Genomic DNA, 19,013 nt, shown 5'->3' with positions numbered 1-19,013 from the left:
AATGACTGACGCCATCCGCTACGAAAAAGGCCAGGACGCTATCGTCGTCCTGACCATGGACATGCCCGGCCAGAGTGCCAACACCATGAACGCGGTGTACCGCGAGGCCATGGCCGAGATCGTCGACCGCCTGGAGGCGGAAAAGGACACCATCGCGGGGATCATCGTCACCTCGGCGAAGAAGACCTTCTTCGCCGGCGGCGACCTCAACGAACTGATCCAGGTCACCCCGGCCGACGCCCAGGGTTTCTACGAGATGATCCTCAAGATCAAGGGCCAGCTGCGCCGTCTCGAGACCCTCGGCAAGCCGGTGGTCGCGGCCATCAACGGCGCCGCGCTGGGTGGCGGCTGGGAGATCGCCCTGGCCTGCCACCAGCGCATCGCCCTGAACGAGCCCCATGTGCAGCTCGGCCTGCCGGAGGTCACCCTGGGGCTGCTGCCCGGTGGCGGCGGCGTGGTGCGCATGGTGCGCATCCTCGGCCTGGAAAAGGCGCTGCCGTACCTGGCCGAAGGCAAGAAGGTGCGCCCGGAGGCAGCGCTCAAGGCCGGGCTGATCCATGAGCTGGCCGGCGACCGCGAGGAGATGCTGGCCAAGGCGCGTGCCTGGATCGTCGCCAACCCGACCGCGCGGCAGCCCTGGGACGTGCAGGGCTACAAGATTCCGGGGGGGACGCCGAGTTCACCGAACGTGGCGCAGATGCTGGCCATTGCCCCGAGCGTGTTGCGCGACAAGACCCGGGGCTGCTTCCCCGCGCCGGAGAAAATCATGTGCGCGGCGGTCGAGGGCGCGCAGGTCGACTTCGACACCGCGCAGATCATCGAGGCGCGCTACTTCACCGAGCTGACCTGCGGCCAGGTGGCGAAGAACATGATCGGCACCTTCTGGTTTCAGCTCAATGAGATCAATGCCGGCGGTTCGCGCCCGCAGGGTTACCCGAAGACCCGGACGAAGAAGGTCGGCGTGCTCGGCGCGGGCATGATGGGTGCGGGTATCGCCTACGTATCGGCAGCGGCGGGTATCGAGGTGGTGCTCAAGGACGTGTCCGTCGAAGCGGCGGAGAAGGGCAAGGGCTACTCGGCCAGGCTGCTGGACAAGAAGGTCGGCAGGGGGCACATGAGCGCCGAGCAGCGCGACGCGTTCCTCGGGCTGATCAAGGCGAGCGACAGCGAGGCGGACTTCGACGGCTGCGACCTGATCATCGAAGCGGTATTCGAGGATCGTGCGCTCAAGGGCAAGGTCACCGCCGCCGCAGAAGCCGCCGCGCTGGGCGATGCGGTGATCGCCTCCAATACCTCGACGCTGCCGATCACCGGCCTGGCGACTGCCGTGGCCAGGCCGGAGAACTTCATCGGCCTGCATTTCTTCAGTCCGGTGGACAAGATGCCGCTGGTGGAAATCATCCGCGGCGAGAAGACCTCCGATGAGACGCTGGCGCGTGGTTTCGACTACGTCATGCAGATCAAGAAGACCCCCATCGTGGTCAACGACAGCCGTGGCTTCTTCACCTCGCGGGTGTTCGGCACCTTCACCAACGAAGGCCTGGCCATGCTTGGCGAAGGCGTCAGCGCAGCGATGATCGAGAACGAGGCACGCAACGCCGGCATGCCGGTCGGCCCGCTGGCGATCAGCGATGAAGTGTCGATGAGCCTGATGAATCACATCCGCCAGCAGACCATCAAGGACCTGGCGGCAGAGGGCAAATCCATCCCCGAGCACCCGGCTTTCGCGGTCATCGACATGATGCTGGGCGAGTACAAGCGTCCAGGCAAGGCGGCGGGCATGGGCTTCTACGACTACCCGGCCGCTGGCAAGAAGCACCTGTGGCCCGAGCTCAAGGCGCGTTTCGAAAAGGCCGATGCGCAGATTCCGCAGCAGGATGTCCGCGACCGGATCCTGTTCATCCAGGCCATCGAAACGGTACGTTGCGTCGAGGAGGGCGTGCTGCAGTCGGTGGCCGATGCCAACGTCGGCTCGATCTTCGGCATTGGCTTCGCCGCCTGGACGGGCGGTGCGCTGCAGTACATCAATCAGTACGGGGTGAAGGACTTCGTCGCCCGCGCGCAGTACCTGGCCGAGCAATATGGCGAGCGCTTCCTGCCGCCGGCGCTGCTGCTGGAGAAGGCGGCCAAGGGCGAGTGCTTCTGAGGCGACTGGTGTGCAAAGAGACGGCCCGATGGGCCGTTTCTTTTTTGGGGAGCGTCCGTCAGGCCGCCTGGCACCAGCCCTGCTGAATGCACACCGCTTCGTGAATGGCCAGCATCTCGCTGTAGCGGGTCGGCATGCGCAGGGTCAGCATGCTGCCGTCATCGAGCTGCAGGGCGGCTTCGCTCTCGAACTGCAGGCCGTCGTCTTGCAGGTGAACGTAGGTGACGCCATAGGCGTCCAGGCTGAGTTGGCTGTGCATGGCGGCTCTCCTTACGGGTCGTCAGCTGGAACGGACGTCGCGGTTTGCCGGTGCCGCAGGGGCAGGGCGAGCCGGGGCGGAGGTCTGGAAGGCGGAAGCAGCGGCGAAGCTGGCGAGCGCGGCATAAATGCTCATGATCGATTTCCTTCTGTGTGATGAGGGCGACTGCCCGGTGAAGTGATATTCACCGCAGGCTCGCCATCACAGAAGTGAATGGTGTGCATGGTAACTATCGAAGCGGCTGATAGCGCCTCGTGCAGCGCCATTGCGTCAGGGCGATGTCAATTTTAATTGACGAATGTTCGCAGCCTTGCACAGGGCTCCGGAACGCCGAATATGCGTGTAAATCAGGCTTGGCTATTTCTTTGTGTGGGGGCATGTGTTAAGAAAAACGCACAAATCGTCCTACCTTCGTGCTCACACAGGAAACCTCATGTCACTGCGTATCTGCATCCTGGAAACTGACATCCTCCGTCCCGAACTGGTCGACCAGTATCAGGGCTATGGCCGTATGTTCGAGCAGCTTTTCGCTCAGCAACCGGTTGCGGCGGAGTTCAGTGTCTACAACGTGGTGGAGGGGCATTACCCGCCCGACAGCGAGCAGTTCGACGCCTACCTGGTGACCGGCAGCAAGGCGGATTCGTTCGGCAGCGAGCCATGGATCCAGACCCTCAAGCAGTACCTGCTCGAGCGCTACCAGCGTGGCGACAAGCTGCTGGGCATCTGCTTCGGTCACCAGCTGCTGGCGCTGTTGCTGGGCGGCAAGGCCGAGCGTGCCGAGCAGGGCTGGGGCGTTGGCGTGCACAGCTATCGCCTGCAGGGCAACCCGGAGTGGATGAGCCCGGCGCTGGACGAGCTGCAACTGCTGATCAGCCACCAGGACCAGGTCACTCGCCTGCCGGAGAAGGCCACGCTGCTGGCGTCCAGCGACTTCTGCCCGATCGGTGCGTACCACATCGAGGATCAGGTGCTGTGCTTCCAGGGCCACCCCGAGTTCATCCACGATTACTCGCGGGCGCTGCTCGAGCTGCGTCAGCAGCACCTTGGCGAGCAGGTCTATCAGCAAGGGGTGGACAGCCTCAAGCACGCCCAGCAGGGCAGTGTGGTGGGCGAGTGGATGATGCGTTTCGTCGCCCAGGGCAAGAAAGCCAAGGTCTGAGCCTGATTCGCAGTCAGAAAGCCCGGATTTCCGGGCTTTTTCATGCCTGCCTGACGGGCAGGAAGTAGGGCGAGAAGCGCTCGTCGCGGCTGGGTGGCGGGCTGCTGCGCTGCCGCTTGAGGCTCTCGGCCAGGTCGAGGTGATGGGCGAGCTTGTGGCTGCACTCGATGTTGCGTGCCACCGCGCCAGCCGAGCCCTTGCCGATGCCGACCAGGGCCAGCAGGGTGGTCAGCAGGGCCATGCCGGCAAGCATCAGCAGGCGGCTCCGTTGGGTTCTGAGCATGGCCGCACCTCAGCTTGGCGAGAGGGCGCGCAACAGCGCCGGCAGCTGGCTGATCAGCGTCTGCAGCGGCGCCGACTGTTCGAAGGTCGGCGTGCTTGGCTTCAGGCTGGCATAGCTCAGCACCAGCACCGTGGAGGTGCTGATCAGATACAGGCCGATGGCTGCGAGGGCGCCGTTGCGGGCCGCTTGTGCGAGGCGTGACATGTCCGTGCTCCAGGTCTTGGGTAGGCGTGGGCACAGAATCGCTCAAGGCATTTCGATTGAATAATGGATGTGCAGCAGAGTAACTATCGATCGTTTTGATGGTTGCCGCGGGTTGTCGGTGCGCACCGACAACCCGCCTGCCAGTCAGGCGCTGGCCAGTTCCGCGTCCATGCTGTTGATGCACTCGCGCATGGCCTGCTGGCAGCGCTCCATCAGCGCCGGCATGTCGTCCAGGCTCAGGCCGGCAGTGGGGATGGCCGGCAGCGAGCGGATCAGGATGCGGCCGCTGTTCCAGCGGTTGAGACGCATGGACCTGGCATAGTTGCTCACGCACACCGGAATGATCGGGACACCGGCGTTGATCGCCATCTGGAAGGCGCCTTTCTTGAATGGCAGCAGGCCACGGCCGAGATTGCGCGTGCCCTCCGGGAACACCCAGATCGAGGTGTCGTGATCACGCAGGGTTGCGGTGGTGGTCAGCATGGCGCGCTTGGCAGCCAGGGCGTTGCTGCGGTCGATCAGCACGTTGCCCGCCAGCCAGTACAGCTGGCCGAAGAACGGCACCCATTTGAGGCTCTTCTTGCCGATGCTCACCGTGCGCCTGGGCACCACGCGGCCCAGCACGTACAGGTCGAAGTTGGACTGATGGTTGGCGATGATCACGCATGAACGCTGGTGTTCCAGCAGCGGGCGGACGTCGGCCTTGAGCTTGAGGCGCAGCAGGCACAGCGCGGGCAGCGAGTAGAGGCGTGCGCAGAGGCGGCTGTTGTCCGGGTTGAAGGGGCGGCACAGGCCGAGCAGCAGGCCGAGCAGCCCGGCGAAGATGAAATGCACGCCCATCAGCAGCATGCGCAGAACGAAGAGCATCGAGGTACGACCGTCAGGGAAGGGGCGCGCAGTGTACGGGCGTTCACTCTGCCGGGCAATTCCCCGGAACTACCAGCTGAGGTTGGCAAACATCATGAATTGTCGCAGATCTTGTCAGCTTTGCCGCTGATGGAGAAAGGGCGCCTTGTGGCGCCCTCTGTCACTGTTCCTGCTCGGCTCTGGCGGGCTTGCCCGGCAGCAGGCCGTCGGCCCTGAACATCGCCTTGATCCCGCGCAGCGCCTGGCGCGTACGGTCCTGGTTCTCGATCAGGGCGAAGCGGACGTGGTCGTCGCCGTAGTCACCGAAGCCCAGACCGGGCGACACGCAGACCTTGGCTTCGGCCAGCAGCTTCTTGGCGAACTCCAGCGAGCCCAGATGCGCGTAGGCCTCGGGAATCTTGGCCCAGACGTACATCGAGGCCTTGGGCTTCTCTACCATCCAGCCGATCTCGTGCAGCCCCTTGACCAGCAGGTTGCGACGCTGGCGGTACTGCTCGGCGATATCGCGCACGCATTGCTGGTCGCCTTCCAGGGCGGCGATGGCGGCCACCTGCAGGGGCGTGAAGGTGCCGTAGTCGTGGTAGCTCTTGATTCGCGCCAGGGCGTTGACCAGCTCGGGGTTGCCGACCATGAAACCGATGCGCCAGCCGGCCATGTTGTAGCTCTTGGACAGGGTGAAGAACTCCACCGCGATGTCCTTGGCGCCTGGCACCTGCATGATCGACGGGGCCTTCCAGCCGTCATAGACGATGTCGGCATAGGCCAGGTCATGCACCACCAGTACGTCGTACTGCTTGGCCAGGGCGACCACGCGCTCGAAGAAGTCCAGCTCCACGCACTGCGCGGTGGGGTTGGAGGGGAAGCCCAGGATCATCATCTTCGGCTTGGGAATCGACTCGCGGATGGCGCGTTCCAGCTCCGCGAAGAAGTCCACGCCCGGCACCAGCGGTACCGAACGCACCTGGGCGCCGGCGATCACCGCGCCGTAGATGTGGATCGGGTAGCTGGGGTTGGGCACCAGCACGGTGTCGCCATGATCCAGGGTGGCCAGCATCAGGTGCGCCAGGCCTTCCTTGGAGCCGATGGTGACGATGGCTTCGCTTTCCGGATCGATCTCCACGTCGTAGCGGTCCTTGTACCAGCGCGAGATGGCGCGGCGCAGGCGTGGAATACCGCGGGAGGTGGAGTATCCGTGGGTGTCTTCGCGCTGGGCGACCTGCACGAGCTTCTCGACGATGTGCGGCGGAGTCGCACCGTCGGGGTTGCCCATGGAGAAGTCGATGATGTCTTCACCGCGACGGCGTGCAGCCATCTTCAGTTCGGCGGTGATGTTGAAGACGTAGGGGGGGAGACGATCGATGCGCGCAAAGCGGCGCTTGGCGTTCTCTGCCATGATTTCCTCGGATACGTAAGCGCCCGGAACCGTCCGAGCGACGTTGGTCACTGCTGTGACCTGGCGGCGACGATACGCCTGTGGCCGCCAGGCTGTCCAGCGCGCTATGCGCCGCTCTGGCGCTTGAGTCGCAGCAGCAGTTCGGCCAGGGCCTGGATGTCCTCGTCAGTGGTACGCCAGGACGAGACGCTCAGGCGGAACGCCGGGCGTCCCTGCCAGCGGGTCGGGCCGAACCAGGCCTCGCCACTGCCCTGGACCGCCTCGCGGATGGCGTCTGTCTGTGCGTCCGAGTCGGCGCGTACCAGCACCTGATTCAGCGGCACCTGGTTGAGCACCTGGTAGCCACCGGCGCTGAGGGCGTCGGCGAGCAGGCGGGCCTGGCGAATGTGTCGGTCGATCATACGCCGCAGGCCGTCGCGGCCGAGGTTGGCCAGTGCCGCCCAGATCGCCACGCCGCGCGCCCGGCGGGAGAACTCCAGGGTCAGGTTGGTCTGCGCGTGGGCACTGGCCATGGCGTAGGCGGCGTCGCTGTTCATCGCCGCAGCCAGGGCGCTGGCGTCCCGGCAGATGGCCATGGCACTGTCGTAAGGGGTGTTGAGCCATTTGTGCCCATCGCAGGTCCAGCTGTCGGCCTGCTCGATGCCGGCGGCCAGGTGCGCCGACGACGAGGCCCGCGCCCAGAGCCCGAAGGCGCCGTCGACATGCACCCAGGCGCCAGCGGCGCGGGCCCTGGGGATCAGTTCGGCGAACGGGTCGAACTCGCCGCTGTTGACCTCGCCGGCCTGCAGGATCAGCAGGCTGCGTGCATCCAGCGGCGGCAGACGCGCCGGGTCGATGCGCCCGCGTTCGTCGACCGGTGCGTAGATCAGCTGATTCATGCCGAAGCCGAGCACGCGCAGGGCCTTCTTCACGGTGACGTGCGCCGTTTCCGAGAGCACCACGCGCAGCGCTGGCGCACCGGTCAGGCCATCACCATCGAAATCCCAGCCCTGCTCGGCGAGCAGCTTGCGCCGAGCGGCGGCGATGCAGGTCAGGGTGCAGGCGGTGGCGCTGGTGCCGAAGCCGACCGCGCTCTGCGCCGGCAGTCCCAGGGCCTGGCATACCCAGCGCCCGGCGACCCGTTCGAGCTGGTCGACCACCGGCGAGTTGTTGAAGGACGAGGCGCACTGGTCCCAGGCCAGCACCAGGCGTTCGGCGGCGGCCGCCGCCGGCAGCGTCGCGCCGATGACGAAGCCGAAGTAGCGCCCGCCGTTGCTTGCCACCGTCGCGGGTGAGCCGATGTCATCGAGCTGGCGCAGCACCTGCTCGGCGGCGTGACCCTGCTCCGGCAGTGGCTGGTCGAAGGCGGCCAGGGCGGCGATGGCAGGGGCGTCGGGGAAGACCCGGCGCGTGGGGGTACCGTCCAGGTAGGCGAGGGCGCGGCGGTCGGCTTCGGCCAGCAGGTCGTGTTCGGTCATGAAGGGTTCCTCGGCTAGGGGTTGTCTACCCTAGCCGAGGCCGGCGGGACGGGGCATACACAGGCGCCGGCGAAGGCGACTGTAACAGTTGCCTGACTGATACAGTCCGTACCGGTACAGTGAACTGTTTCAGCGGTACAGTTGCTCAGCCGCCGAGCATGTCGTGCATGGCGATGATCTGTTCGGCGACCTGGATCAGCTTCTGCTGGCGGCTCATGGCCTGGCGCCGCATCAGGGTGTAGGCATCCTCTTCGTTGCAGCTCTTCATCTTCATCAGCAGGCCCTTGGCCAGCTCCACGCGCTTGCGTTCGGCCAGCTGTGCGTCGCGGGCCTGCAACTGCGCGCGCAAGGCCTGGTCGCTCTCGAAGCGCGCCATGGCGACGTCGAGGATCGGCTGCAGGCGCTGGGCGTGGATGCCCTCGACGATGTAGGCGCTGACACCGCTCTGGATCGCCTGGCGCATCACGCCGGGGTCGTGCTCGTCGGTGAACATGACGATCGGCCGTGGCTGGTCGCGGCTGACCAGGACCACCTGTTCCATGACGTCGCGTCCGGGCGACTCGGTGTCGATCAGGATGACGTCGGGGCGCACCGCCTCGACGCGCTCGGGCAGGTCGATGGTCAGCCCTGATTCGTCGATCACCTCGAAGCCGGCCTCGACCAGCGCGGTCTTGAGGCGGCCGACCTTCTTGGGCGTGTCGTTGATCAGCAGGATACGCAGCATCGATGGCTCTCCGGGCAGTTACAGGGCGGCAGCCGGGCTGTCGGCCAGGGCGTGGAGGTGGAAGCTGCGGGCATAGGCGGCCGGGTCGCTGCCGTCCCAGCAGGTGCCGTCCTGAAGCGTGGAGCTGCGCATCTCGGCGGGTACGGCAATGCCCAGCGCGCTGGCGGCCTGGCGATACAGCGCCAGTTGCTGCACCTGGCGGGCGATGCCGAGGTAGTCCGGGTCGCTGCGCAGCAGGCCCCAGCGGCGGAACTGGGTCATGAACCACATGGCATCGGACAGGTAGGGCTGGTTGACCAGGCCGCCCGCGTGGAAGCGCAGCGGGTGCTCGTCCTGCCAGGTGTGCCCCAGGCCGTCCTGATACTGGCCAAGGAAGCGTGGCGTGATGGCCGACACCGGGGCGTTGACGTATTCGCTGCCGCTGAGCAGCTGGGCGGTGCTGCGCTTGTTCTCTTCGTTGTCGTCGATGAAACGGGCGGCGTCGAGCACGGCCATGATCAGGGCGCGCGCGGTGTTGGGGTTCTGCTCGACGAAGGCGCGGGTGCAACCCAGCACCTTCTCCGGGTGGTCCGGCCAGATCGCCTGGATGGTGGTGACGGTGCAGCCCAGCTGTTCGTCGACGGCCTTGGCGGTCCAGGGTTCGCCGACGCAGAAGCCGTCGATGCGCTGCGCTTCGAGGTGCTCGATCATCTGTGGCGGCGGGACCACCACGCTGTCGACATCGCGCAGCGGATGGATGCCCTGACTGGCCAGCCAGTAGTAGAGCCACATGGCGTGGGTGCCGGTGGGGAAGGTCTGGGCGAAGGTCAGGCGTGCCTCATGCTGGTGCACGTGTTGCCTGAGTGCCTCGCCGTTGGTCACGCCGGCCGCCTGCAGGCTGTGCGACAGGTTGATGCTCTGGCCGTTCTGGTTCAGCCCCATCAGCACGGCCATGTCGGTGGCGGGGGCGCCACCGAGGCCCAGCTGCACCCCGTAGATCAACCCGTACAGGCTGTGCGCGGCATCCAGCTCGCCGCTGAGCAGGCGGTCGCGCAGGCTGGCCCAGGACGTCTGGCGATGCAGCCTGAGGCTCAGCCCGTACTTCTCGGCGAAGCCCTGAGTGGCGGCGACCACCACCGAGGCGGAGTCGCTCAGGGCCATGAAGCCGATGTTCAGGACGCTCTTCTCAGGGGCATCGCTGCCCCAGGCCGGGGCGTCGTCGCGAGGGGTGTCGTGTTCGCTCATGTCGCTTCCTTAACGCTCACGCAAATAACGGCAGCCGTCCATCAGAACGCCGCGCCCGCCTCATGGCGTCACCAGTGACGGTGGGCAGGGATGGTTGGCCATAAAAAAAACGTCGTACCCGATCCGGCGCGGATGCCCGGATCAGATACGACGCCGTTGTCGATCGAGCCTATCCGTCGTTGGAAAGGCTGCTTGCATGGGGTTGAAGCAAGGGGTATGCCAGTGCGTTCAGCGCTCCAGAACCTGCTTCACGCTGGTCTGCGGGATCTGTTGCTTGCGGCCTTCACTATCGGTGAACTGAAGCATGCCGGTATCGGAGTCAAGCTTGGGCTTGCCATCGCTGGTGAGCATCTGGCCGTCAGTGGTCGTGATGATGTACTCGCTGGCGCAGCCGACCAGTCCGAAAAGGCACAGGGCTACGATGATCCATGGCTTCATGATGTGCTCCTGAAAGGTTGCGGGGGAATCCCCACAAATGACGTTAGCTGCTGCCGTAACGTCTGCAAGACAGTGCGGCAAAAGGTCCTTTCCGGCGCCCATGAAAAAGCCCCGCACTGGGCGGGGCTCTTGTCACAACGCTGGGATCAGGCCTGAACGACCGGGATCTGGGCGTTGGCCGCAGCTTCACGGAAGTCTGCGATCTGGTCGAAGCTCAGGTAGCGGTAGATGTCGCCAGCCATGCTGTCGATGTCCTTCGCGTAGGCCATGTACTCCTCGACGGTCGGCAGCTTGCCGAGAATCGAAGCGACCGCAGCCAGTTCGGCAGAGGCCAGGTACACGTTGGCGCCATCGCCCAGACGGTTCGGGAAGTTACGGGTGGAGGTCGAGACCACGGTGGAGTTGGCAGCGACGCGAGCCTGGTTACCCATGCACAGCGAGCAGCCCGGCATTTCCATGCGCGCGCCGGCCTTGCCGTAGATGCCGTAGTAGCCTTCCTCGGTCAGCTGGTGGGCATCCATCTTGGTCGGCGGCGACAGCCACAGACGAGTCGGGATGCCGCCCTTGACCTTGTCCAGCAGCTTGCCGGCAGCGCGGAAGTGACCGATGTTGGTCATGCACGAACCGATGAACACTTCGTCGATCTTGTCGCCGGCCACGGTGGACAGCAGGCGGGCGTCGTCCGGATCGTTCGGGGCGCACAGTACCGGCTCGTTGAGCTCGGCCAGGTCGATCTCGATGATTTCCGAGTACTCGGCGTCCTTGTCGGCTTCCATCAGCACCGGGTTGGCCAGCCAGGCTTCCATCGCCTGGGCACGACGCTCCAGGGTACGGGCATCGCCGTAGCCTTCGCTGATCATCCAGCGCAGCAGGGTGATGTTGGACTGCAGGTATTCGGCAATGGCCGCTTCCGGCAGTTTGATGGTGCAGCCGGCGGCCGAACGCTCGGCGGAGGCGTCGGACAGCTCGAACGCCTGCTCGACGGTCAGGTTGTCCAGGCCTTCGATCTCGAGGATGCGGCCGGAGAAGATGTTCTTCTTGCCTTTCTTCTCGACGGTCAGCAGGCCTTTCTGGATGGCGTAGTAAGGGATCGCATGAACCAGGTCACGCAGGGTGATACCGGGTTGCATCTTGCCCTTGAAGCGCACCAGAACGGATTCCGGCATGTCCAGCGGCATGACGCCGGTGGCGGCGGCGAAGGCCACCAGGCCGGAACCGGCCGGGAAGCTGATGCCGATCGGGAAACGGGTGTGCGAATCGCCACCGGTGCCGACGGTGTCAGGCAGCAGCATGCGGTTCAGCCAGCTGTGGATGATGCCGTCGCCCGGACGCAGGGACACGCCGCCACGGGTGCGGATGAAATCCGGCAGGGTGTGGTGGGTGGTGACGTCGATCGGCTTCGGATAGGCCGCAGTGTGGCAGAAGGACTGCATCACCAGGTCAGCGGAGAAGCCCAGGCAAGCCAGGTCTTTCAGCTCGTCGCGGGTCATCGGACCGGTGGTGTCCTGGGAACCGACGGTGGTCATCTTCGGTTCGCAGTAGGTGCCCGGACGCACGCCTTCGACGCCGCAGGCCTTGCCGACCATCTTCTGCGCCAGGGTGAAGCCCTTGCCGCTGTCAGCCGGTTGCTCCGGCTTCTTGAACAGCTCGGAAGCGCCCAGGCCCAGCTCGGCACGCGCCTTCTCGGTCAGGCCACGGCCGACGATCAGCGGGATACGGCCGCCAGCGCGGACTTCGTCGAGCAGCACCGGGGTCTTCAGTTCGAAGGTGGTGATGACGTCGTCGGTGCCGTGCTTGCAGACCTTGCCAGCGTACGGGTAGACATCGATCACGTCGCCCATGTTGATGTTCGAGACATCGAACTCGATCGGCAGGGCGCCGGCATCTTCCATGGTGTTGTAGAAGATCGGAGCGATCTTGGTGCCGAAGCAGAAACCGCCGGCACGCTTGTTCGGAACGTAGGGGATGTCGTCGCCGAAGAACCACAGCACCGAGTTGGTGGCGGACTTGCGGGACGAACCGGTACCGACCACGTCACCGACGTAGGCGACCGGGAAGCCCTTGGCCTTGATCTCTTCGATCTGCTTCAGCGGGCCGATGGCGCCTTGCTGCTCCGGCACGATGCCGTCGCGGGCCATTTTCAGCATGGCCAGGGCGTGCAGCGGGATGTCGGGGCGCGACCAGGCGTCCGGGGCAGGGGACAGGTCGTCGGTGTTGGTTTCGCCCGGGACCTTGAACACGGCCAGGCTGTATTTCTCGGCGATGGCCGGCTTGTTGGTGAACCACTCGCCATCGGCCCAGGACTGCAGCACGGCCTTGGCGTTGGCATTGCCGGCCTTGGCTTTCTCGGCGACATCGTGGAAGGCGTCGAACATCAGCAGGGTGTGCTTGAGCTGCTCGGCGGCAACGGTGCCGAGGGCGGCATCGTCCAGCAGGTCGACCAGGGTGGCGATGTTGTAGCCGCCCTGCATGGTGCCCAGCAGTTCAGCGGCGCGCTGCTTGCTGATCAGCGGGGAAGTGGCTTCGCCCTTGGCAACGGCAGAGAGGAAACCGGCCTTGACGTAGGCGGCTTCGTCCACGCCTGGCGGCACGCGGTTGGTGATCAGGTCTACGAGGAATTCTTCTTCGCCAGCCGGCGGGTTTTTCAGCAGCTCGACCAGGCCTGCGGTTTGTTCGGCGTTCAGCGGCTGGGGCACGATACCCTGAGCGGCACGCTCTGCTACGTGTTTGCGATAGGCTTCAAGCACAGTTATTACCCTCATCAGTGGTCCCAAAGGGTTGTCCGGGACGCGATCCAGATACTCACGAATCAGGCGCTTTTCGACTTTATGAGCCGATCAGCCGAGATTGCATGAGTCTCTTGTAGAAGCTGCTTTCAAAGTTTTACGCCGGCAGGACGGGTTCTGATGAGGGCTGACGCAGGCACTCGGGGGGACTTCGAGCGGCTGCGTCGCCATCGTACCTGCAGGATCGACTGTGCTCGTGACGCTTTGAAAACAGCTTCCAACGGACATTGGCGCCGTAAAAGGCGGGCCGATTCTACTGGAAAGCGCGGACAAAGTTAAGCCGACGTCCCTGTATTGGTAGGGGTGATCTGGATTAGACAAAGGGCTAAGATGCTCGGCCGTTCTGCTGTCTATATCGCTTTGCCATGTCCAATCAGCGCATCAAGACGCCTTGTGTAGGCTTGTGTTCGACCGTCTATGGCGATGTGGTCTGCCGCGGTTGCAAGCGCTTCCACCACGAGGTGATCAACTGGAACAGCTACGGCGACGAGGAGAAGCGCGCCGTCTGGACGCGCCTGGAAGTCCTGTTGGTGCAGGTGATGGCGGCCAAGCTGGAGGTGTTCGACGAGCAGCGCCTGCGGAGCCAGCTGGAGCAGCGGCAGATCCGCTTCGTGCCGCAGCAGTCGCCCTATTGCTGGGCGTATCAGCTGATCGCGCGCGGCGCGCGCATGATCAATCAGCTGGAGGCTTACGGCATGGTACTGCTCCCGGAGTTTCGCGACTGGGGCCTGCCCGAGCTGCGCGATGCCATCGACCGCGAGTTCTTCCTCCTGTCCGAGGCGCACTACGAGCGCTACATCGCTCCGAAATTCCTGCGCGAAGGCCTGGAAGTAAGGGTCTAGTCCGACACCGGCAGATACAAAAATGCCGCTCGACCTCGAGCGGCATTTTCATTTCCGGGGCAGCTTCAGCGCTGCGCCACCAGTTCTTCGAGGTGGGCGATCACCTCATCCGGCTTGAGCACCAGGACATCGCTTTCCAGTGCATCGAGCACCACCTCGGCCGTGTTGCCGATCAGCGCGCCGGAGAGCCCCGTGCGCGCCACCGTGCCGATCACCGTGACGGCGGCGCCGAGGCGGTGAGCCATTTGCGGGATCACCACGTCGGCAGGGCCCTCGACCACGTGCAGGCGCTCGTCGCTGATGTCGTACTCGGCCTGGAAGCTGCGGCATTGCTCGCGGTAGCGCGCCTCGATGGTCTCTTTCAGCTGGTAGGTCGGATCGACGGCGGACAGCATGGGCGTCGGGTGGGCGGTGATGACGTGCAGGGTGCCCTTGGCCAGCCCGGCGATATCGTAGCCGTGGCTGATGATGCCGGCATGCAGGGTGCGATGCTCGCCATCGGCATTGCCCACATCCACGGCAGCGAGGATGCTGCCGCCGGTCCATGGACGGTCGGTCTTGACCATCAGCACCGGTCCCGGACAGTAGCGCAGGAGCTTCCAGTCCTCGGGGGTGAGCAGGGCTTTCTTCAGGGGGTTGTCCGGCAGGTGCTGCTTGACCACCAGGCTGCAGCCTTCGGCCTGCTGCACGGTGATGATGGTCTGGTGCAGGTTGTCGTGCCAGGACTGCTGGGTGGAGACGCTGAAGCCCTCCTGGGTGAGGCCGCTGCTGAGGTCGTTGAGCCAGGCGCTGTGATCGCCCTTCTTGTCGCACACCAGCAGGTGCAGGTGCGACTGGGTGACTCCAGCTATCAGTTTGGCCCGCTTCAGTGCCAGGCCTTCCGGGTGTTGGGGCTCCATCACCACCAGAATACTGCGAATCGCTTGCATGGTCGTCTCCCTGAGAATGAATAGCGCTTATCCAACTATAGGTGCGCCGGCTTCAGCCGCTCGTTGACCTGTATCAACGCTGTGCTGGTCGACGGGCCTGTCACTCGTATAATGGCCCGCCATTTTCAACCTCGCCAGCACCATGAGCGCTTCAAATATGATGTCAAATGCCGAGCATATTCCGAGTAACGGCGAAGAACCTGTGTCGATCCTGCAGGAAATTCTCGGCTTTCTTGGCGGCGTCGCCACACCGGATGCCTGGCTGGACGAGGCCTTGCGTCAGCAGGAAATCCTGCTGCTCGATCACCGCAATCTGGAGTACAAGGCCGCACAGACAGCCCTGAGCCTCATGGGACGCTACCTGACCAAGACCGAATTGACCGCGAGAATGTCGCGTTTGGCCCGTGAGGAGCTGGTGCACTTCGAGCAGGTGAGCAAGATCATTCGCGGCCGGGGTATCGAGATTCGCCACGTATCGGCCTCGCGCTACGCCGCCGGCCTGCGTGCGCTGCTGCGCAATGGCGAAGTCGAGCGGCTGGTGGACGTGCTGGTGGTGGGCGCCTTCATCGAGGCGCGTTCGTGCGAGCGCTTCGCCGCGCTGGTGCCGCGTCTGGACGCCGAGCTGGCCAAGTTCTACGCGGGGCTGCTGGAAAGCGAAGGGCGCCACTACCGGGGCTATCTCAAGCTCGCTTACCTTTACGGCGATGCGGCCGATGTCGATGCGCGCATCGAGGTGGTGCGGGCCGTGGAGCAGGAACTGATCACCTCGCCGGACGAGCAGTTCCGTTTCCACAGTGGTGTACCGGCATAAGGCCGCCGCGGCGGTGGCGACCTCAGATTGAGCATTTGTACGGGCTACGGTTTGGAGGCGTTTGGCTGGGTAGGGCGGGTGAGACCCGCCGTGAGGGAGATGGATGGCGGGTTTCACCCGCCCTACATCGTTTTCGCGGCTGAAGCCGCTCCTACAGGATTGTATGGCTACGGCTCGGAGGCGTTTGCGGGAGCAAGCTCGAACGGCGCCTGGTTGAAGCCCTCGTCATCGATCTGCAGCGCCCAGCCCTGGCGATCCCAGTCGCCCAGCACGATGCGCCGTGCCGGCTGGCCGTTCACTTCCAGCTCATGCACGGCCGGGCGATGGGTGTGGCCATGGATCAGCGTGCGCACGCCATGCGCGGCCATGACCCTGAGCACTTCCTGCGGCGTGACATCGACGATCTCGCTGGCCTTCATCCGCGTTTGCGCGCGGCTTTCGTTGCGCAGCTTGCGTGCCAGCTTCTGCCGGGTGGCGAGCGGCAGGTTGCGCAGGATCAGCAGTGATAGTGGGTTGCGCAGCCAGCGCCGCAGCTTCATGTAGCCGACATCCAGGGTGCACAGGCTGTCGCCGTGCATCAGCAGTACGCGCTCACCGCCCAGTTGCACCGTGCAGGGATCGCTGAGCAGGGTGCAGCCGGCCTCGCGGCAGAATGCCTTGCCGATGAGAAAGTCGCGGTTGCCGTGCATCAGATGGATGCGCGTGCCGGCATCGCTCAGCTCGCGCAGGGCGCGGGCGATCTCATGCTGGAAGGGCGACATGCCGTCGTCGCCGATCCAGACCTCGAAGAAGTCGCCAAGGATGTACAGCGCCTCGGCCTGGCGCGCGCGCGTGGCGAGAAAATGCAGAAACGCCCGGGTGATGTCCGGGCGTTTCTCTTCGAGGTGCAGATCGGAGATCAGCAGGATCATTTCGTTCAACAGGCCGATGAAAAAGGTAGCGAGCGACGGCTAGGCTAGGCGCGGATGGCCGAGGATGCGCAGTTTACGAGTTGTAAATGAGCAGTCCGAGGCCGGCCGCAACGACGCATGGCCTAGCGCAGTAGTTTTTCGTCGGTCTGTCAGACGACTTCGGCCTTTTCGATGATCACGTCGTCGACCGGTACGTCCTGGTGGCCGGCTTTCATGGTGGTGGAGACGCCCTTGATCTTCTCGACCACGTCCATGCCTTCGACCACTTCACCGAACACGGCGTAGCCCCAGCCCTGAACGGTCGGTGCGCTGTGGTTGAGGAAGCTGTTGTCGGCGACGTTGATGAAGAACTGCGCGCTGGCCGAATGCGGCTCCATGGTGCGGGCCATGGCGACGGTGCCGACCTTGTTGGCGACGCCGTTGTTGGCTTCGTTCTTGATCGGTGCACGGGTCGGCTTCTGCTTCATGCCCGGCTCGAAACCGCCGCCCTGGATCATGAAGTTGCCGATCACACGGTGGAAGATGGTGCCGTCGTAGTGGCCTTCCTTCACGTATTGCTCGAAGTTGGCCACGGTTTCCGGGGCCTTGTCGGCGAACAGGTTCAGGGTGATGACGCCGTGGTTGGTGTGCAGTTTGATCATGATCGTATCCGTGATGAGGCAGGTTCGAGCGCTCGGCTCGTGGATGAACAGCGCTTGTCAGGGTGGCATGCACCCTGTCAGGGGCTTGACAGGTTGGTTATGATACGGACTTTGCCCGAGGCGGCCTACCCTGTGCCGCGCCAGTATTGTTAAGGACACCATGAGCAAGCCCACCGTCGAAAAAGCCGCCAACTTCCTGCGCCCCATCGTCCAGGCCGATCTGGACAGCGGCAAGCACGCCCAGATCGTGACCCGCTTTCCGCCGGAGCCCAACGGCTACCTGCACATCGGTCATGCCAAGAGCATCTGTCTGAACTTCGGCCTGGCCGAAGAGTTCGGCGGCCAGTGCAACCTGCGTTTCGACGACACCAACCCGGCCAAGGAAGACCAGGAATACATCGACGCGATCAAGGCCGACGTCGAGTGGCTGGGCTTCAAGTGGGCGGGCGAGGAGCGCTACGCCTCCAACTACTTCGACCAGCTGCATGCCTGGGCCATCGAGCTGATCAAGGCGGGCAAGGCCTTCGTCTGCGATCTGAACGCCGAAGAAATGCGCGAATACCGTGGCAACCTCACCGAGCCGGGCAAGAACAGCCCGTTCCGTGAGCGTTCGGTGGAGGAGAACCTGGACCTGTTCGCCCGCATGAAGGCCGGCGAGTTCGCGGACGGCGCCCGTTCGCTGCGTGCCAAGATCGACATGGCCTCGCCGAACATCAACCTGCGCGACCCGATCCTCTATCGCATCCGCCACGCCCATCACCACCAGACGGGCGACAAGTGGTGCATCTACCCGAGCTACGACTTCACCCACGGTCAGTCCGACGCGATCGAGGGCGTGACGCACTCGATCTGCACCCTGGAGTTCGAGGATCACCGTCCGCTGTACGAATGGTTCCTGGCCAACCTGCCGGTGCCGGCGGCGCCGCGTCAGTACGAATTCGCCCGCCTGAACCTGAACTACACCATCACCAGCAAGCGCAAGCTCAAGCAGCTCGTCGACGAGAAACACGTCGATGGCTGGGACGACCCGCGCATGTCGACGCTGTCCGGTTACCGCCGTCGCGGTTACACCCCGGCGTCGATCCGCACCTTCTGCGACATGATCGGCGTCAACCGTGCCGGCGGCCTGGTGGATATCGGCATGCTGGAATTCGCCATTCGTGACGACCTGGACGCCAACGCCGCGCGCGCCATGTGCGTGCTCAAGCCGCTCAAGGTGGTGATCACCAACTACCCGGAAGGCCAGGTCGAGAACCTCGAGCTGCCGCGCCACCCGAAGCAGGACATGGGCGTGCGCGTGCTGCCGTTCTCCCGCGAGATCTACATCGATGCCAGCGACTTCGAGGAAACTCCGCCGGACGGCTTCAAGCGTCTGATCCCCGGTGGCGAAGTGCGCCTGCGCGGCAGCTACGTGATCCGCGCCGACGAGGCCGTCAAGGACGCCGCCGGCAACATCGTCGAGCTGCGTTGCTCCTACGACGAGAACACCCTCGGCAAGAACCCGGAAGGGCGCAAGGTCAAGGGCGTGATCCACTGGGTGCCGGCGGCCGAGAGCGTGGCCTGCGAAGTGCGCCTGTACGATCGCCTGTTCCGTTCGGCCAACCCGGAGAAAGCGGAAGAGGGCGGCAGCTTCCTCGACAACATCAACCCGGATTCGCTGGTGGTGCTCACCGGTTGCCGTGCCGAGCCGTCGCTGGCCCAGGCTACTGCCGATGATCGCTTCCAGTTCGAGCGCGAAGGCTACTTCTGCCTGGACAAGGACTCGACCGCCGATGCCCTGGTGTTCAACCGTACCGTGACCCTGCGCGACTCCTGGGGGCAATAACGGCTGGCAAATCGCTGCGCTCGATCGGGCAGCGTCGATGCGAGGTTGGCAAAGCGTTTGCTCACCTCGCCCCGCGTTGCCTGATCATCGCGCGCTGCCTTGCAAGCCGTGCTT

The 19,013-nt window shown here is 64.5% G+C and carries 19 protein-coding genes; 5 read left to right on the top strand and 14 right to left on the bottom strand.

Translation table 11 applies throughout. The features are described 5' to 3' along the window. The first annotated feature begins 1 nt into the window (after position 1). Positions 2 to 2,146, top strand: a complete 2,145-nt coding sequence (locus EPK82_RS05475) for a 3-hydroxyacyl-CoA dehydrogenase NAD-binding domain-containing protein (protein WP_134675979.1) — start codon at positions 2 to 4, stop codon at positions 2,144 to 2,146. 58 nt (positions 2,147 to 2,204) lie between these two features. Here the strand turns inward: EPK82_RS05475 and ptrC are convergent, their stop codons facing one another. Together ptrC and EPK82_RS25110 are read right to left on the bottom strand one after the other, a co-directional pair. Beyond that, complete coding sequence (gene ptrC, locus EPK82_RS05470) at positions 2,205 to 2,405, bottom strand: type III secretion system co-regulatory protein PtrC (RefSeq protein ID WP_037053098.1); 201 nt, start codon at positions 2,403 to 2,405, stop codon at positions 2,205 to 2,207. A 21-nt stretch (positions 2,406 to 2,426) separates the two neighbouring features. Further along, a complete protein-coding gene (locus EPK82_RS25110) occupies positions 2,427 to 2,540 on the bottom strand; it encodes a PA2485 family small membrane protein (RefSeq protein ID WP_277700522.1) in 114 nt (37 codons plus the stop codon). Positions 2,541 to 2,838: 298 nt separating this feature from the next. Between EPK82_RS25110 and EPK82_RS05465 the strand changes: the two genes are divergently transcribed. Next, positions 2,839 to 3,564 (top strand): amidotransferase, encoded by a 726-nt coding sequence (locus EPK82_RS05465; RefSeq protein ID WP_134675978.1) that lies wholly within the window; start codon positions 2,839 to 2,841, stop codon positions 3,562 to 3,564. A 40-nt stretch (positions 3,565 to 3,604) separates the two neighbouring features. On the opposite strand, the gene EPK82_RS05460 is transcribed toward EPK82_RS05465, so the two are convergent. From EPK82_RS05460 to acnB, 9 genes are all read right to left on the bottom strand, one after another. Beyond that, positions 3,605 to 3,847: a hypothetical protein gene (locus EPK82_RS05460; RefSeq protein WP_047588484.1), complete on the bottom strand. Its 243-nt coding sequence runs from the start codon at positions 3,845 to 3,847 to the stop codon at positions 3,605 to 3,607. 9 nt (positions 3,848 to 3,856) lie between these two features. Continuing rightward, positions 3,857 to 4,051, bottom strand: a complete 195-nt coding sequence (locus tag EPK82_RS05455; protein ID WP_134675977.1) for a hypothetical protein — start codon at positions 4,049 to 4,051, stop codon at positions 3,857 to 3,859. A gap of 144 nt (positions 4,052 to 4,195) precedes the next feature. Next, entirely contained in the window at positions 4,196 to 4,918 is a 723-nt protein-coding gene (locus EPK82_RS05450) for a lysophospholipid acyltransferase family protein (RefSeq protein ID WP_134675976.1), read from the bottom strand. A gap of 160 nt (positions 4,919 to 5,078) precedes the next feature. After that, complete coding sequence (gene alaC, locus EPK82_RS05445; RefSeq protein WP_037053093.1) at positions 5,079 to 6,311, bottom strand: alanine transaminase; 1,233 nt, start codon at positions 6,309 to 6,311, stop codon at positions 5,079 to 5,081. A gap of 104 nt (positions 6,312 to 6,415) precedes the next feature. Then, the gene (locus EPK82_RS05440; RefSeq protein WP_037053091.1) at positions 6,416 to 7,768 is read right to left on the bottom strand and encodes a pyridoxal phosphate-dependent decarboxylase family protein; all 1,353 of its coding nucleotides are present in this window, start codon (positions 7,766 to 7,768) and stop codon (positions 6,416 to 6,418) included. Between the two features lie 145 nt (positions 7,769 to 7,913). Beyond that, on the bottom strand, positions 7,914 to 8,492 hold the full coding sequence (locus EPK82_RS05435) for an ANTAR domain-containing response regulator (RefSeq protein ID WP_037053090.1): 579 nt from the start codon (positions 8,490 to 8,492) through the stop codon (positions 7,914 to 7,916). 18 nt (positions 8,493 to 8,510) lie between these two features. Beyond that, positions 8,511 to 9,716, bottom strand: coding sequence for a CmpA/NrtA family ABC transporter substrate-binding protein (locus tag EPK82_RS05430; protein WP_134675975.1), 1,206 nt, complete (start codon positions 9,714 to 9,716; stop codon positions 8,511 to 8,513). Positions 9,717 to 9,944: 228 nt separating this feature from the next. Further along, on the bottom strand, positions 9,945 to 10,154 hold the full coding sequence (locus tag EPK82_RS05425) for a YgdI/YgdR family lipoprotein (protein ID WP_037053086.1): 210 nt from the start codon (positions 10,152 to 10,154) through the stop codon (positions 9,945 to 9,947). A gap of 146 nt (positions 10,155 to 10,300) precedes the next feature. Then, on the bottom strand, positions 10,301 to 12,901 hold the full coding sequence (acnB, locus tag EPK82_RS05420) for a bifunctional aconitate hydratase 2/2-methylisocitrate dehydratase (protein WP_134675997.1): 2,601 nt from the start codon (positions 12,899 to 12,901) through the stop codon (positions 10,301 to 10,303). 404 nt (positions 12,902 to 13,305) lie between these two features. On the opposite strand from acnB, the gene EPK82_RS05415 reads away from it, so the two are divergent. Then, positions 13,306 to 13,782 carry a DUF1289 domain-containing protein gene (locus EPK82_RS05415; protein ID WP_037053082.1) on the top strand — a complete coding sequence of 159 codons (477 nt, stop codon included), beginning with the start codon at positions 13,306 to 13,308 and terminating at the stop codon, positions 13,780 to 13,782. A gap of 65 nt (positions 13,783 to 13,847) precedes the next feature. Here EPK82_RS05415 and EPK82_RS05410 read toward each other — a convergent pair whose 3' ends face one another. Then, a complete protein-coding gene (locus EPK82_RS05410) occupies positions 13,848 to 14,711 on the bottom strand; it encodes a universal stress protein (RefSeq protein WP_134675974.1) in 864 nt (287 codons plus the stop codon). Between the two features lie 157 nt (positions 14,712 to 14,868). Here EPK82_RS05410 and miaE point away from each other — a divergent pair, with 157 nt between their 5' ends. Continuing rightward, a complete protein-coding gene (gene miaE, locus EPK82_RS05405; RefSeq protein WP_134675973.1) occupies positions 14,869 to 15,522 on the top strand; it encodes a tRNA-(ms[2]io[6]A)-hydroxylase in 654 nt (217 codons plus the stop codon). A gap of 167 nt (positions 15,523 to 15,689) precedes the next feature. Here miaE and lpxH read toward each other — a convergent pair whose 3' ends face one another. Together lpxH and EPK82_RS05395 are read right to left on the bottom strand one after the other, a co-directional pair. Beyond that, complete coding sequence (gene lpxH, locus EPK82_RS05400; RefSeq protein ID WP_134675972.1) at positions 15,690 to 16,433, bottom strand: UDP-2,3-diacylglucosamine diphosphatase; 744 nt, start codon at positions 16,431 to 16,433, stop codon at positions 15,690 to 15,692. Positions 16,434 to 16,582: 149 nt separating this feature from the next. Continuing rightward, positions 16,583 to 17,074, bottom strand: coding sequence for a peptidylprolyl isomerase (locus EPK82_RS05395; protein WP_047587412.1), 492 nt, complete (start codon positions 17,072 to 17,074; stop codon positions 16,583 to 16,585). Positions 17,075 to 17,234: 160 nt separating this feature from the next. On the opposite strand from EPK82_RS05395, the gene EPK82_RS05390 reads away from it, so the two are divergent. Continuing rightward, entirely contained in the window at positions 17,235 to 18,899 is a 1,665-nt protein-coding gene (locus EPK82_RS05390) for a glutamine--tRNA ligase/YqeY domain fusion protein (protein ID WP_037053072.1), read from the top strand. Positions 18,900 to 19,013 lie beyond the last annotated feature (114 nt).

Origin of the sequence: Ectopseudomonas khazarica, from assembly GCF_004521985.1 — a bacterium.
Classification (GTDB): Bacteria; Pseudomonadota; Gammaproteobacteria; order Pseudomonadales; family Pseudomonadaceae; genus Aquipseudomonas; species Aquipseudomonas khazarica.
Note: the sequence above shows the minus strand (reverse complement) of the source record. Positions and strands in the feature narration are given on the sequence as shown.

What these genes read in the sequence shown, in the direction of transcription:
- EPK82_RS05475 (WP_134675979.1), top strand. Translation starts at nt 2, where the DNA reads ATGACTGACGCCATCCGCTACGAAAAAGGCCAGGACGCTATCGTCGTC.
- ptrC (WP_037053098.1), bottom strand. Translation starts at nt 2,405, where the DNA reads ATGCACAGCCAACTCAGCCTGGACGCCTATGGCGTCACCTACGTTCAC.
- EPK82_RS25110 (WP_277700522.1), bottom strand. Translation starts at nt 2,540, where the DNA reads ATGAGCATTTATGCCGCGCTCGCCAGCTTCGCCGCTGCTTCCGCCTTC.
- EPK82_RS05465 (WP_134675978.1), top strand. Translation starts at nt 2,839, where the DNA reads ATGTCACTGCGTATCTGCATCCTGGAAACTGACATCCTCCGTCCCGAA.
- EPK82_RS05460 (WP_047588484.1), bottom strand. Translation starts at nt 3,847, where the DNA reads ATGCTCAGAACCCAACGGAGCCGCCTGCTGATGCTTGCCGGCATGGCC.
- EPK82_RS05455 (WP_134675977.1), bottom strand. Translation starts at nt 4,051, where the DNA reads ATGTCACGCCTCGCACAAGCGGCCCGCAACGGCGCCCTCGCAGCCATC.
- EPK82_RS05450 (WP_134675976.1), bottom strand. Translation starts at nt 4,918, where the DNA reads ATGCTCTTCGTTCTGCGCATGCTGCTGATGGGCGTGCATTTCATCTTC.
- alaC (WP_037053093.1), bottom strand. Translation starts at nt 6,311, where the DNA reads ATGGCAGAGAACGCCAAGCGCCGCTTTGCGCGCATCGATCGTCTCCCC.
- EPK82_RS05440 (WP_037053091.1), bottom strand. Translation starts at nt 7,768, where the DNA reads ATGACCGAACACGACCTGCTGGCCGAAGCCGACCGCCGCGCCCTCGCC.
- EPK82_RS05435 (WP_037053090.1), bottom strand. Translation starts at nt 8,492, where the DNA reads ATGCTGCGTATCCTGCTGATCAACGACACGCCCAAGAAGGTCGGCCGC.
- EPK82_RS05430 (WP_134675975.1), bottom strand. Translation starts at nt 9,716, where the DNA reads ATGAGCGAACACGACACCCCTCGCGACGACGCCCCGGCCTGGGGCAGC.
- EPK82_RS05425 (WP_037053086.1), bottom strand. Translation starts at nt 10,154, where the DNA reads ATGAAGCCATGGATCATCGTAGCCCTGTGCCTTTTCGGACTGGTCGGC.
- EPK82_RS05415 (WP_037053082.1), top strand. Translation starts at nt 13,306, where the DNA reads ATGTCCAATCAGCGCATCAAGACGCCTTGTGTAGGCTTGTGTTCGACC.
- EPK82_RS05410 (WP_134675974.1), bottom strand. Translation starts at nt 14,711, where the DNA reads ATGCAAGCGATTCGCAGTATTCTGGTGGTGATGGAGCCCCAACACCCG.
- miaE (WP_134675973.1), top strand. Translation starts at nt 14,869, where the DNA reads ATGATGTCAAATGCCGAGCATATTCCGAGTAACGGCGAAGAACCTGTG.
- lpxH (WP_134675972.1), bottom strand. Translation starts at nt 16,433, where the DNA reads ATGATCCTGCTGATCTCCGATCTGCACCTCGAAGAGAAACGCCCGGAC.
- EPK82_RS05395 (WP_047587412.1), bottom strand. Translation starts at nt 17,074, where the DNA reads ATGATCAAACTGCACACCAACCACGGCGTCATCACCCTGAACCTGTTC.
- EPK82_RS05390 (WP_037053072.1), top strand. Translation starts at nt 17,235, where the DNA reads ATGAGCAAGCCCACCGTCGAAAAAGCCGCCAACTTCCTGCGCCCCATC.